The organism is Pseudarthrobacter sulfonivorans (genome assembly GCF_031454915.1).
Lineage (GTDB): Bacteria > Actinomycetota > Actinomycetes > Actinomycetales > Micrococcaceae > Arthrobacter > Arthrobacter sulfonivorans_C.
This window is the reverse complement of sequence record NZ_JAVDRS010000017.1, coordinates 20,578-34,709: the sequence shown is the minus strand read 5'-3', so window position 1 is coordinate 34,709 and position 14,132 is coordinate 20,578. Positions and strand designations below refer to the sequence as shown.

Annotated in this window: 9 protein-coding genes; 3 read left to right on the top strand and 6 right to left on the bottom strand. The window is 61.1% G+C overall.

Features of this window, described 5'->3' with window-relative positions:
- Nucleotides 1-171: 171 nt before the first annotated feature.
- Genes J2808_RS22095 through J2808_RS22080 form a run of 4 tightly spaced genes read right to left on the bottom strand, consistent with a single transcriptional unit; the run spans nt 172 to nt 4,623 of the window.
- Complete coding sequence (locus tag J2808_RS22095; RefSeq protein ID WP_309820992.1) at nt 172-1,146, bottom strand: hypothetical protein; 975 nt, start codon at nt 1,144-1,146, stop codon at nt 172-174.
- The gene (locus J2808_RS22090; protein WP_463675850.1) at nt 1,133-3,133 is read right to left on the bottom strand and encodes an ORC-CDC6 family AAA ATPase; all 2,001 of its coding nucleotides are present in this window, start codon (nt 3,131-3,133) and stop codon (nt 1,133-1,135) included. The genes J2808_RS22095 and J2808_RS22090 overlap by 14 nt, the downstream gene beginning before the upstream one ends.
- Complete coding sequence (locus tag J2808_RS22085) at nt 3,133-4,065, bottom strand: phosphoribosyltransferase-like protein (protein ID WP_309820988.1); 933 nt, start codon at nt 4,063-4,065, stop codon at nt 3,133-3,135. The genes J2808_RS22090 and J2808_RS22085 overlap by 1 nt, the downstream gene beginning before the upstream one ends.
- 45 nt (nt 4,066-4,110) lie before the next feature.
- Nucleotides 4,111-4,623, bottom strand: a complete 513-nt coding sequence (locus tag J2808_RS22080) for a hypothetical protein (protein ID WP_309820986.1) — start codon at nt 4,621-4,623, stop codon at nt 4,111-4,113.
- Between the two features lie 1,412 nt (nt 4,624-6,035).
- Here J2808_RS22080 and metH point away from each other — a divergent pair.
- Both metH and J2808_RS22070 read left to right on the top strand, forming a co-directional pair.
- A complete protein-coding gene (metH, locus tag J2808_RS22075; RefSeq protein ID WP_309820984.1) occupies nt 6,036-9,686 on the top strand; it encodes a methionine synthase in 3,651 nt (1,216 codons plus the stop codon).
- Nucleotides 9,687-9,727: 41 nt separating this feature from the next.
- Nucleotides 9,728-9,880 carry an LPXTG cell wall anchor domain-containing protein gene (locus tag J2808_RS22070; RefSeq protein WP_309820982.1) on the top strand — a complete coding sequence of 51 codons (153 nt, stop codon included), beginning with the start codon at nt 9,728-9,730 and terminating at the stop codon, nt 9,878-9,880.
- Between the two features lie 135 nt (nt 9,881-10,015).
- Here the strand turns inward: J2808_RS22070 and J2808_RS22065 are convergent, their stop codons facing one another.
- Both J2808_RS22065 and J2808_RS22060 read right to left on the bottom strand, forming a co-directional pair.
- Nucleotides 10,016-12,841, bottom strand: a complete 2,826-nt coding sequence (locus tag J2808_RS22065) for an ATP-binding cassette domain-containing protein (RefSeq protein WP_309820980.1) — start codon at nt 12,839-12,841, stop codon at nt 10,016-10,018.
- Complete coding sequence (locus J2808_RS22060) at nt 12,838-13,392, bottom strand: hypothetical protein (protein WP_309820978.1); 555 nt, start codon at nt 13,390-13,392, stop codon at nt 12,838-12,840. The genes J2808_RS22065 and J2808_RS22060 overlap by 4 nt, the downstream gene beginning before the upstream one ends.
- Before the next feature lie 301 nt (nt 13,393-13,693).
- Between J2808_RS22060 and J2808_RS22055 the strand changes: the two genes are divergently transcribed.
- Nucleotides 13,694-13,993, top strand: a complete 300-nt coding sequence (locus tag J2808_RS22055; protein ID WP_309820976.1) for an antibiotic biosynthesis monooxygenase family protein — start codon at nt 13,694-13,696, stop codon at nt 13,991-13,993.
- Nucleotides 13,994-14,132 lie beyond the last annotated feature (139 nt).

Below are 14,132 nucleotides of genomic sequence, written 5' to 3'. Positions count from 1 at the left end.
TGATGAATGCGTAGAGAACATCCATCACAGCAGGGCTACGAGCCCTTCAGCTTTCAAGACACGGAATCCGTTTCACCACGAACCACGGAGAGCCGGTTTAGCTCCCGCGATTGGGGCCAACTACGTGTGTGCCCTGTACGCTGCGATATTGGATGTGCCGACGATGCGATGTCAATCGATGATCATGTCCAACTCCATAATGAACTTATGAATTGAAGATATGCCGCGGGATGTTTCACGCTCGTAATACTTGTTATGCGGAAACATCATACTCGTTGACGTATGCCGCGCCTCGCAGAGGAAGTACCAACTAAAACCCAGAACCTGAGTCTTCGCTCCCACGGGACTCAGATATATATTGTCCGCTTTTCCTTCCAGCTTAAGTCTGGAGATGTGGTCGCTCAGCACTTGTGCGGTCATAAATGGGTCATTAGCAGGGGCGAATAGCATCGTGCGACTTCTGTAATCTCGTATTGATTCGCTTGCCTTGCTAAGCCGTAGGATGCTCTCTTGGTACATATGCGGCTGAAGGCTGGGAAGACCCATGAGAAGGTAATGGTCCGCCGACCTCTTGTCTTCAGCAGCAGCGATAACAAGTTGGTGGTCGTAACCTGCTCCGATTATTAAGACATCACGTGTATCTGTGCCAGACCCATGAGCACCCTCCATGCCTGGAATTAGAGCAACACCTTCAACCGGGCCCTTGGAAAACTTGGTCCTATCACCGGAAGAATACGTCATGGGGTCGGAGTAAAAAAACGTAGCTCGGTCTATGCCATAAATTTTGAGCATTAACGGCAGAAGCATCAGGTGAGGGCGCATCATGCCAGTGATATCGACAGCGACCCGCAAATTTTCCAGCTTATCTGGAACTACGAGCCAGTCAAAAAACGTTTGCCAAAACTCAATCGCAGAAAGATCCGCTGGGCTGTGAAATACATTTCCACTAGTCGGTAATCCATCCTTTGCGTATTCATATTCAGGATGGACTAGCCATATCTTAGATGCGGCATCTACGAGACCATACAAAGTGTTTACGCGCTCAGAATCATTGAATGACGACAAAAACACGTCGTAATGCTCATTCTGGATCTGATCCAAACGGAGGCGCTCTTTTGCAAAAAGCGAATAATCAACCGAGCTCAAAAAGTGATTCCTGACTTTCAGCTAGTGAGAATGGCGCATGCATTCCCGCAACCCTGTCTTTGACTATACGTGAATACTCTGATTCGAGTGCCTCAGGCCCAAAAATTGCTGACACCTCCGCGGGCTTCAGTGAGAGGTCACCCCGGCGTCCAGTAGGCAGCCCGAAGAGCGGCGCGAGCATTGGGTGGAGCTGAAACTTCCTGTGCACTGATCCACGATTTCGTGAGGTACGCCCGCTATAGATCTCGATGAGCAGACGATGGTTAACGCAGGTCTCGATTAGTGCACCGGCAGATGGATTGATCCGTTGTAAGTTGCTGGAAAACGTGGTGACGCCTGTTTCCGCTGGCTTATCAGATTGACGCACGGCACGCAGAAGTGCACCCAACCGCCTGATGGCCAGGTCGCAGTCCTCTCCCTCCTGTCCCAACGGCTTCGCATCTGAGAAGAACCACCTAGAAGCATCAAGGACGCCGGCGGTCTGCGCTTCAGGGGATATCGGCTCCAGTCCCTCAAACGGCCTCTCGCCAAAGAAGATAGCCCAGTGCGTTACGTACTTTAAAATCATAAGTAGGCTGCGGGGAAGGTATCCCGACATGTCTACAAATTGATCAAAGCCGATATAGAGATTGCGGCGGTCATTCTCATGATAAATCTGGGCGATGAGATCGGACTTCCACAGGTTCAAATAGTTCCGAAGCTCTACGCTCTCGGTGCCGTCGAGAAGAGGTGTCACGTAATCACGGGCTTCATGCGCGCTCTCAATGTTTATGCTTCTAAAAGTGTTCCACTGCTGGTAGAAGCGCAAAATTGCAAGCTTCTCAATGAGCGGATGTTCAGGTACAGACAGCACTTTGCAGATCGAGTCCGTGAGCTGCCGGTCCTGGGTCGCTCGCAACACCGACTTTCTGAGTTTCTGTACATGAGGCCGATCGGACGAGTCGGCGGATCCTAAGACATCGAGGAGCGACTTGTCTTGAAACCGCCCCAATTCTCCACGGCTGAAAACTGTTGTGAGCGTCTTTTCGTTGATCGAGGGCATGCCCGCGTCTTCCAAACGAGAAACAACCATGTTTTTGCAGAACTCGCTATACGCGTTACCTGTCCGGTATGAGTCTTCAAGAACTTTCCATTCGAACTCGCTGCCGCGCTTATTAATTTCGTGAGCGCTGAGTGTTTCGTGCGTTCTGATACCCCACTCACGGCCCCCAATTAGGAAGCAGGAGGGGAGCTCCTTTTCACGTATTAGGGTATTGAAGTAGCGTTGCTGCGTGAGACTGAGATTCTCAAATTCATCGACTAGGAAGGTGATCTTAACATCTCGCAAACCAGGCATGTGCGCAGCTTGCTGAGCTGATCGAAATACCAAAATGCCCGGTGATGCGAGAACCTCGACATCGAGCTGCCGAGTGAGCGCGGCATTATTGATGGAACGATCCATTTCATGGCGCAAAGAAACTAAAAGGTCCAGGAGACCCGATAAGGAGTCAACGCGGTTGATGGCCTGCATGGTCTTCTCGCGTTCACTGTTAAGTAGATGGCAAATAGACTTTACAAATTGGCTTTCCTCCGCCGCGTTCCAATTTTGCTCAGCTTGATGCAGATCGGTGAGGACGACTAACAACTGTTCCGAAAGCCAGAGATCCATGTAAAAGGCGAAGACACTCTCCCAGGCATCTGGCGGTTGATGCTTGCCTTGAAACCTCGAACTATTTAATCCGCTGCATCGAAAATAGACCCCAAGGTACCCCTCGCTTTGAATTTGCCTTAGCGCCCCTTGGCCTCGCATTTTTTGGAGTGGATATGCGAAGTAACGTAGTAGATGTGTTCGTCCTCCACCCTTTCCCCCTACGAGATACTGTGGCATAGGGCTGCGGGGGTCGACGATAGAATATGGATCCGATGAGGTGAAACTCACAAAGTTGCGCTTGATTTGGTCGTCAGTGAAATCAACCGCTTTTGTGACATCGAAAGGATTAGAGTTCATCAGTACACCTTGTTGTATCGAGGAAATATGGGAGTCCATTGAGTCGCAGAGTCATCGCGCCAGAATATCGGCAGTGTGTTGTCTGGAATGTTGTGATGCATGCCCAAAAGAAGTTGGCCGTTCCCAAATCCCAGACCGTCGCCTGGAGAGACCAGCTCGCCGTAGCGAGCTGCTATCTCCCTGCCGTCATCCTGCGAAAGCGTGTTGGATGCACTCGCGTAGACTCGCGAATGCGCATGAAATGCACTTTCCGTTGCGTCCATCTCGTGAACAGCGTTCACCCTATCAAACCCAGCTAAGTTCCTCGATAGGGCAAGACCTTCCGCTTTTGCAAATAGCGTAAAATAGCATATCTCCAAGTCCCTATTTTCCGCTTGTGCGGCCGCGCGAACGAACTGCAATAGCTTTTGACTGTATTGAGTTGCTTGCGAACCTGAGCCTAGAAGATCATCGATAAATACAAGTCGCTTAAGCCCAGGTATTGCTAATCGTGCATCCGGGGAGCCGGGCGCGCGGTCCAGTATTTCATGCTGATGAATAAACAGTCGTTTTGAGAGCTGATTTTCCTGCCTGAAATAATAAAGGAGGTGTGAGCCGCTCTCCGATGGATTGCCCATCCCGAGAAAGCGTGTTGCACCTAGTTCTTGTTGGAACAGCAGGTTCAGTAATTTCGAATCTCTACTGCCCCCGTTCGCAGTGCGGAGACTTTGGATAATAGGATATCGGTATAAGTCCCGGAATACAGCCTTGAGGAGCTCGCGTATCTCGCGGGAACCAAAGTAATTGAAATGTGACAATAGGTGGAGGGCATGAAGATGTTCCTCCTTTACGCTAGCTACTTTGCCGTCGAAGTTGCTCAGCCAGCGTTCAATGTCTGGTGTCTGAACAGTTTGTTCCCAAACCTGATCAGACAGAACGCGTATCCGGGACAAGATGTCAGAATATTCTGATTCTAACCGTTGAAGGTTTTGCAATTTTTATATATCCCGTTCGAATACTTCGATGAACTCTGCAGGGGCGGGGGTTCCGTCTGAGTTTCTGGTGGTCAATAGGGTTCTACCTTTTATAGCATCACGCAAGCTAAGAGTACGTTTGAATCCCTTTGTGAGGGCAATCTCAGATAGGACTTCGTGGGTCTCAATATGTTTTCCGCGCACAGTATTCGTACCGCAGATCACAACCAAGCGCTTGCAATTTACTGCTGGTAAAGCTGCATTTCTAAGAACTCTTTCCATGTCAAGGAAGTAATTCGTATAGATGCTGGCCCTGACGGGATGATCTTCCGCGATTTCATTCAGGATTGCAGTCAAGCGTCCATTACCTAAACTTGCTATGGTAGCTAAGCGCTCATCTTTGGTGAGGTGCTCGCGGCCCACGCTCGCCCGCTCTAGATCAATCGTGCCTTTGTCAGTGGTAAACCCCAGCCATCCGGATTCCAAACTAGTGCTTCGGATGTACTTTTGCGCTGCACCATAAGGAGGACTGGTCACGATAAGGCTGGGTTTCCCCAAGAGGGGGCTGGTCCACGCGGTCTCGGTGCGTGCATCAGCGTGGTAGACCCTTGAGGGCTGATCTACCCTGCGGAGTCTGCCGATCCTTGCCATAGTTCGCTTGCCGTTCTTACTCCACTCTTCCCATGGTTCCGCGGCCGGAATAGCTTCACTGCTTGCTTTCATGCGAACTGGGACTGGGATCCGTGGGTCCGCATGTGAAAGTTTTCTAGCGCATAGCGCTAGTACAAGTGAAAGGAAGTCCCGCTGGGAAGGGTCGTCGACGTCTCTGACGGCTGATGCCAGTCTCGAGAGAACGGAAAGGGCCGGTGGGGCATACCACTTTCGTAGGTACTCTGCGGGCAGCCGAACTGACCTGCTTCGTTTTGCCGCAAGAGCTGTTCGTTCAAGAAGAGCAACCATATCCTCTTTCGACAGTGGAGTAGTTTTCACACGGCTTATAAGAGCCGCAACTGGATTTTGGTCTATCCCAACTGACGGTATACGTCGGTTCTGAGCTTCAAGCAAGACCGTGCCCGAACCACAGAAGGGATCTATTACGTATTCAACGCCTTCGAGAATCTGACGGCTTGAAAGCAAGAGTCTAGGGATATGTCTTAGCAGCCTTGCGGGGTAAGGATAGATACTGTGAGTCGATTCGTCAGCCGGAAGAACTCCGACCAGTTGACGGAAACTGACCTCCAACGGCATACCTGCGTACTGAGCCAGCAACTCATCCAGGTCTCGTGTATGACGAGCGGAATAAGGGAACTCGGGAGACTGCCCAAGGCTCGGGGCGGTGTACGCGGGAGTTGAAGACAGCATTGCTATAAACTACCCGGTTCCGCGAGCTAACTCGGGTTGGTTCCCTCATAAGCTTGAGCAATGCCGTGACAACGACTGGTTTGCCCCAGCCTCCCCATAGGACTTATACCGGCGGTAAAGGGCAGACACATACCTCCGGCCGGGGGACTTTACTCTCAGTTCCTGTCGCTTCCAGTTCACCCTCCGGCAATTCCAACCCGTTCCCGCGGTCGTCACGGCAACCTCGAAGGGCAACATGCTGGCACAGGAGAAGTAGTTCGGCTTCTGCGACGGACGTTCCGCCGACCTTGCCTCCGGCAAGCCCGTCGGGCTCAGAGGCCACTGCTCAGCGTGAATTGACCCGGCGCTTCGCTGGCAGAGCACCAGATACATGTCCTCGGCCGAGTGTGCCAACCCGCACGTTTACTGGCCGAGGCGCCGCATATGCCGACCTCGCGAATTGCGGACTGACGTAGCGGATGGGTCTTCGCGGCCGTGCGAAGCACAGTTTGCCGCTCCCGCTGCGGAGCTACGAAACTTCTCCCACCCGCCGCCGTAGTACATGGACACACAGCGCAACGTGGGAGCCCCACACGTAATCTGTTTAGATGCCTCGCTTCGCGCTTGATATTGAGTCCGTCCCCCGCCCCGTCCGTGCCCAGGAGCTCCTGGATGCCGTGAACACTCGGGTCGTCATTGCCGATGGGGCCATGGGCACCATGCTGCAGGGCCGGGAGCTGTCGCTCGAGGACGATTTCTTGGGGCTGGAGGGCTGCAACGAGATCCTCAATGCCACGCGGCCGGATGTCCTCGCGGACATTCATGATGCCTACTTCGCCACGGGCATCGACGCGGTCGAAACCAACACGTTCGGCGCGAACTGGTCCAACCTCTCCGACTACGGCATCGACGACCGGATCGAAGAGCTCGCCCGCAAGGGCGCGGAGATCGCCCGTGACCGTGCCGAGGCGGCAGAAAAAACAGACGGACGCATGCGCTGGGTCCTGGGCTCCATGGGGCCGGGCACCAAGCTCCCCAGCCTCGGGCACACCAGCTATGACTACCTCAAGCAGACCTTCGCCCTGCAGGCCGAGGGCCTCATCGACGGGGGAGCGGACGCCTTCCTGATCGAGACCAGCCAGGACCTCCTGCAGACCAAGGCTGCGGTCAACGGCTGCAAGCAGGCCATCGTCACCCGCGGCATCCGGCTCCCCATCTTCGTCGAGGTGACGGTCGAAACCACCGGAACCATGCTGATGGGATCCGAGATCGGCGCCGCGCTCACCGCCCTCGAGCCGCTCGGCGTCGACGCCATCGGCCTGAACTGCGCCACCGGCCCGGACGAGATGAGCGAGCACCTGCGCCACCTCTCCAAGCAGTCCTCCGTGGCCATCGCCTGCATGCCCAATGCCGGCCTGCCCGTCCTGGGCCCCAACGGCGCGCACTACCCGCTCTCGCCCACCGAACTCGCCACCGCGCACGAGCAGTTCGTGCGGGAATTCGGCCTGGGCCTCGTGGGCGGCTGCTGCGGTACGACGCCGGAGCACATGGCCGCCGTCGTCGAGCGTCTCGCGCCCTTGCGCACCGTCGCCGCGGTCACGAGCGGCGGGAGGGGCGCCGACGGCAGCCGCCTTCCCACCGAGCGTGAAGCCGGCATCGCTTCCCTCTACCACCACGTGAATTTCGACCAGGAGTCCGCGTACCTCGCCATCGGCGAGCGCACCAACGCGAACGGTTCGAAGGCGTTCCGCCAAGCGATGCTGGAAGAGCGCTGGGACGACTGCGTGGACATCGCCCGCGAGCAGGTCCGCGTCGGCGCGCACCTGCTCGATGTGTGCATCGACTACGTGGGGCGCGACGGCGTGGCTGACATCAAGGAAGTCGTCTCACGTTTCGCGTCGGCCTCCACCCTCCCGCTCGTCATCGACTCAACCGAACCGCCCGTGCTGCGGGCAGGCCTGGAACTCATCGGCGGCCGCCCGGTGGTCAACTCCGTCAACTACGAGGACGGCGACGGCCCGGACAGCCGCTTCGCGCGCATCATGCCGCTCGTGAAGGAACACGGCACCGCCGTGATCGCCCTGACCATCGACGAACAGGGCCAGGCACGTACCACCGAAGGCAAGGTGGCCATCGCCTCGCGCCTCGTCGACGCCCTGGTGGGCGAATGGGGGATGCGCGTCGAGGACATCATCGTCGACGCGCTGACCTTCCCCATCGCCACCGGCCAGGAGGAAACCCGGCGGGACGGCATCGAAACCATCGAGGCCATCCGCCAGATCACCGCCAAGTACCCCGGCATCAACACCACCCTCGGCGTCTCCAACGTGTCCTTCGGCCTGAACCCGGCGGCGCGCATGGCCCTGAACTCGGTGTTCCTGCACGAGGCCGTGCAGGCGGGCCTGACCAGCGGCATCATCGACGCCGCCAAGATCGTGCCGCTCGCCTCGCTCCCGGAGGAACAGCGGAAGGTAGCCCTGGACCTCGTCTATGACCGCCGCGAATACGACGCCGACGGCAACCTCACGTACGATCCCCTGGCCATCATGCTGGACCTGTTCGCCGGCGTCGACACCGCAGCACTCAAGGACCAGCGCGCCGCGGAACTCGCGGCGCTGCCCACCGGCGAACGCCTGCAGCGGCGCATCATCGACGGCGAAGGCAAGGGCCTCGAAGAGGACCTCGACCTGGCGCGCAGCGAAGGCATGACCCCGCTCGGCATCATCAACGACCAGCTGCTCGAAGGCATGAAGGTTGTGGGTGAGCGCTTCGGCGCCGGCGAGATGCAGCTGCCCTTCGTGCTGCAGTCCGCCGAGGTGATGAAGAACGCCGTGGCCCTGCTCGAGCCGCACATGGAGAAGTCGGATTCGTCGGGCAAGGGCACCATGGTGATCGCCACCGTCCGCGGCGACGTGCACGACATCGGCAAGAACCTGGTGGACATCATCCTCACCAACAACGGCTACAAAGTGGTCAACATCGGCATCAAACAGGGCATCGCCGAGATCATGGCCGCAGCCGAGGAACACAACGCCGACGTGATCGGCATGTCCGGGCTGCTGGTGAAGTCCACCGTGGTGATGAAGGAGAACCTCGCCGAACTCCAGTCCCGGGGCCTCGCGAAGAAGTGGCCCATCGTCCTCGGCGGCGCAGCCCTGACCCGCGCCTACGTGGAGCAGGACCTGGCGGAGCAGTTTGAAGGAACCGTCCGGTACGCCAAGGACGCCTTTGAGGGCCTGGCCCTCATGGAACCGCTGGTGCAGGTGGCCCGCGGCGCCGACCCCGCCGCCGTTGGCCTTCCGCCGCTGAAGAAGCGGATCCACAAGGGCGGCCCGAAGTTCACGGTGACCGAGCCGGAGGCGATGCCCGGCCGGTCCGACGTCGCCGCCGACAACCACGTGCCGTCGCCGCCGTTCTGGGGTACCCGCATTGTGCGCGGCGTCTCGCTCCACGACTACTCCACCTTCCTCGATGAGCGCGCCACCTTCATGGGGCAGTGGGGGCTCAAGCCCGGCCGCGGCGATGACGGCGCCTCCTACGAGGAACTGGTGGAACGCGAGGGCCGGCCGCGCCTGCGCTACTGGCTGGACCGCATCCTCGGCGAGGGAATGCTCGACGCGTCCGTCGCCTATGGCTACTTCCCGGTGGTCTCCGAGGGGGAGCAGGTGGTGGTGCTGCATCACGGGGAAGACCGCGACGGCGTCCTCGGCACCCCGGGGCTGCTCGCCCCCGATGGCGGATCAGGCGGCCCGATCGGCACCGACCGGCTGCGGTTCGACTTCCCGCGCCAGCGCCGCGACCGGCACCTGTGCCTCGCCGACTTCGTGCGCTCACGCGAATCGGGACAGATCGACGTTCTGCCGGTGCAGCTGGTCACCGCCGGCTCGAAGATCGAGGAGGTGACGTCCGAGCTGTTCGCCGGGAACCACTACCGCGACTACTACGAGCTCAACGGCCTGGTCATGCAGCTCACCGAGGCGCTGGCGGAATTCTGGCATGCCCGCATCCGCTCCGAGCTGGGCTTCGCTTCCGAAGAGCCCAAGGACAAGGCCGGCCTGTTCAAGCTCGACTACCGCGGTGCCCGGTTCTCGCTCGGATACCCCGCGTGCCCGGACATGGAGGACCGCCGCAAGGTGACGGAACTGCTGAAACCCGAGCGGATGGGCGTGGTCCTGAGCGATGAGCTGATGCTGCACCCCGAGCAGTCCACCGACGCGTTTGTGTTCCACCACCCGGAGGCGAAGTACTTCAAGGTGTGAGTTGGTGCCTGTTCGACAGGGACAAGGCTTAAGCTTCCCCTATGGGAATTATCATCACACTGCTTATTATCTGGCTTGTCCTGTCGATCCTCGGCTTTGTGTTGGAGGGACTGCTGTGGCTGGCAATCATCGGCCTGGTCCTGTTTGTGGCCACGGGCGTATGGGGCTGGTTCAAGCGGAAAGCCAACGTCTGACGCCCTGCAGGGCAATGCTGTGCGGGCCTGAAACGGCGGGCAACAACCTGGGCTAGTGCGCTGGCCGTGTTGGGCGCATGGCTCCGACCTGGCCCCGGCCGGGGAGCAATACCGGTGGTCCAGGTGGCCCGCACTTTAGGGTGTGAGCTGAAGCCGGTCCCGTGCTTGCTCGGAGTGGGCCTGTGCGGCTTGCCCGCCCACGCTGGAGACCGGCTTCACCCGCCGGAGTGCGGCCAGAATGGCCCGCCCCACCACGGCGATTCCGACGATCGTGGTGATGGCGCGCAGGGTGTCCCAGCCCGCCGTCGACGTCACCAGCGAGTAGAGCAGGAAGCTGCTGAGGTTGGTGCCCAGCGGCGCGCCGGGCACGTAGGAGATGCCGGTGCCGGCGCCCACCGCGAAGGGCCAGAACCACAGGTTGGTCAGCAGGCCGAACAGGTAGGACGCAACGATGCCGTAGCCGCACAGCATCCACAGTTCGGCCTTCCCCCACACGCGCCGGGGGAGCAGGCCGGCCCCCGCGCCCACCCACGCGCAGGCGAAGATCTGGAACGGTGTCCACGGCCCGATGCCACCCCACAGGGCGCTTGAGAGGGCGATGGTGGCGGCGCCGAGGAGCATGCCGAAACGGGCCCCGAAGGCCCGGCCGGCCAGGATCAGCAGGATAAAGACCGCCTCCACACCCCCGACGCCGGTGCTCGCCACCCGCACCGCGGAACCTACGGCGGCCAGGACGCCGAGCAACGCCACCGTGTGTGCGGAGCTGACCGAGCCGTCGAGGCACACGACGATGGCGACGACGGCGAGCGGCGCGATGGCCAGCGCCGCGTATGGGAGTGCCGCGGCGGCATCCTCCGGGAAGGCCGCGGCGAGAAGCGGCCAGCAGAACGCTGCGAGGGCCAGGAGGTTTGCCGCAGCGAGGACTGCGAGCTCGACGCCCCGCGGCATCCGGATGCGGCGCTGCCTTGCCGCGCCCTGGGCTTCTGTTTGGTCGGGGACACGTGGTGCTGTGAAGGGTTTTGCTGTGGGGACAGCAGCGGTGGCTTCAGCCGGGGCGGCTTCTGGCTCGGAAGAGGGCGCGACGCCGTCACGCATCGGGAGGATCCGGGCGCCGAGGCCGTGGGCAAAATTGAGGTCGTGCGTGGCGATGAGGACCGCTGCGCCGTCGTCTGCTGCCGCCCGCAGCGCTGCCGCGACTGCGGTGCGCGCCGTGGGATCGAGTCCGCGGGTGGGCTCATCGATCAGGAGTACCTGCGGCTCGTCCATTGTCTGCAGCGTGATGGCCAGGATCCTGCGTTCTCCTGCAGAGAGGTCCCGGGGATGCTCGTGTCCGATGGGAATCCGGACGTCTCCCCGCAAACGGGCCAGGCGTGACGCTGCGGAGCCGGTTGCGGGCTGCCCGCCGTTCTTTCGGCGGGCTTGGCGACGCTCGGCCGCGCGCAGCTCTCCTGCCACGGTATCCCGGGTGAAGAGGTCGTCCGAGGCGTCCGGGACGAGGGCGACGCGGCCGCCGTCGACAGTACCGCCGTCGACCGTTCCTTCACCCAGGGCGAGAGCGACCAGGAGGGACGACTTTCCGGCGCCGTTCGGTCCCACCAGGGCCACCACTTCGCCGCGGTGCAGGGTCAGGGATGCATCGTGCACCAGCGGCTTACCCTTGCGGTGCACCGCGAGGTTTATGGCTGTCAGGACGGGGGCGAGGTGGGCCGGCTGTGCCGGCGTCGGGCGGGCCTCCACCGGGGCCAAAGCGGAGGGCGCGGCACCCGGCACCAGGGCGCCGTCGTCGATGGTCCACCAGGAATCGGCAACAGGGACGAGCGCTTCCGCCCGGTGCTCCGCCACGATGACGCAGACACCGGCGTCGCGGGCGAGGGCGTGGAGTACCGCGATGACGCGTCCGCGGGCTGCGGTATCAATGTCGGCCAGGGGTTCGTCCACCAGGAGCAGGGCCGGATGATCCACCACCGCGGCGGCGATGGCCACGAGTGTTGCCTCACCCGCCGAAAGGGTGCTGATATTCCGGTCCAGCAGCGCCGAGATTCCGATGCGCTCAGCGACCTCGAGCACGCGGGCCTTGGCGGCAGCGGATGCCATGCCGCGCAGCTCAAGGGCAAGGGAGATTTCGTCCCGGACCCGGGTGCTGGCAAAGGCGGCGCGGGGATTCTGCAATACGACGCCGATGTGGCGGGCGGTATCGCGCGGCGGCGTGGTGGCACGGTCCGCTCCGGCGATGCGCACGGTGCCGGAAATTTCTCCACCGTCAACGTGTGAGAGGAGGCCGGCGATACCCCGCAGGATGGTGGACTTGCCGGAGCCCGTGGGCCCGGTCATGACCGTAATGGACCCGCTGGACGGCGTGAAGCCGGCGACGCGCACCTGGGCGTCGCCAATGCGGAATTGTGCGTCCCGGACGAGGAGCGGTGCTTCGTCGCGGTCAGAGCGGTGTGCTGCACGGCTCCCGAAGCCGCGCAGCTCCAGGGCCGCGGCAACCCGGCTCGCGTGTTCAAGAGTGCGCTCGAGCACGGGCACCAGGGCGCGGGGTCCGAAGCGTTCGCCCCGCAACCGGAACGCCAGGCGTACGGAGGTCACGGCGTCGGCAAGTGCCGGAAGCGCCGCCCACGCCACCACAAGCGTCCGGGCCAAGCCCTGCATGGGGCCGCGGCGGGCCAGGTGCACGAAGCCGCGCGCAACATCCACCCAGGCGTTGAGCAGGCCGAAAGCGAGGAACATCCCGGCAATCGGCAGGGCGGACAGGACCGCCTCCCACAGGCCTTGTCCCGTGACCGGACCAAGGAAGACCACATGGGCGTACGGGGCAGGCAGCCGAACCGCCGGCAGGTCGAGCAGAAGCGGGCCGCCGAGGCCCGCCCCGTTGAAGAGGACGCGGTAGATGACCCGCGCCGCGACGAAGACGACAGCGAGAGCCGCCGCTGCTCGTAGCGGCGCGCGCCGAAAGGTCATGCCGCGGGTGCGGCCGGTGCGCCGTCCACCGTGTAAAGCAGCTCGAGGCTCTCGCCCGGGCTGACCTTCAGGGTGGCGAGGCCTTCCTGAGCGTAGGCCCAGTCGCCGGAAGCCGGCTTCACCCAGAGCGCCCAGTAGGCGAAGGCTGCGGGCATGCCCTTGCATTCTTCCCGGTACGTGCCGCCCTTGTGCTTGATGTCCAGGTCCGCGGCGGGCACACCGTTCACACGGCACACCAGTTCGGTGGGGTATTGGGTGGTGCCTACGGTTTTAACCTTTGCCTCGTCGAGCACCTTGGAAGCGGGAGTCGCCGCGTCCGCGGGCACGCACACGGAGGTGTCAGCGGCAGCCTGCTTCAGGGAACCGGAATCGACGATGACCTTCACGCCGGCGCAGGGTTCGGAAGCGCTGGATGACGCCGCTGCCGTCGTGGCCGGGGCAGAGGTGGGGGGCTGGGTAGGGGCCGGCGAGGAACAGGCGGCGAGTGCAATCAGGAGACCGGCGGCGGCGAGGGAGCTCGCGGCGGCGGTGCGGATCTTAGTCAAAGTCACCAGTCAAGAGTAGGGCGTTGCATATCCGGATCCGGAGGCCGTCGCGTTGTGTGACGACAGGTATTCACTAAATCCAAGATGACGCCCGCAACAGCAGGCGTCATTCCCTCGCCCGTCACCCGGCCCCGTCACGGCTCCACCGGAGAGCTCTGGATCGTACCCACCGACCAGGCCTTAACCAAGGCCGGACAGAGCGCCTACTGCCTTGCTCGTAAGAAGTGCTGCCAACGCCAACCGAGGAACGCGCGGGGAACGGTCGCGACCTACCGTTAAGCGAGAAATCGGAAAGGAGGTGAGAGCAATGGCAGACCACTATGCCTCAGGAACTTGGCAGGTGAAGCAGGGCAACGATCAGGAATTCGTAGACCGATGGACGGAGTTCCTTCAGTGGTCCCGGGCGAACTACCCGTCGATCCTTGTGGCGAACCTCATTCGTGACCGACGTGTTGCCGGTCATTATGTTTCGTTCGCGGAGTGGACCGACGAGGCGTCCCGGGACGCATGGAAGCAGAACCCGGAGTTCATGACCCACTTTGATGCCTGCGTGGCGCTGTGCGAGCACATGAGCGGCGCTGATTTCGATCGGGTAGCGACTGTGTAATCCATCTGCTTTATTACCTGATCGCCGGCCGCGGTCCGGCCGCCCACAGTGTCAGCCGGACCGCCCGCGCGGCGAAGCAACGGACAGGCGTTCTGACGGTAAGGCGACCCTGTTTCCCGACCGTTCCCCCAGCTACCAT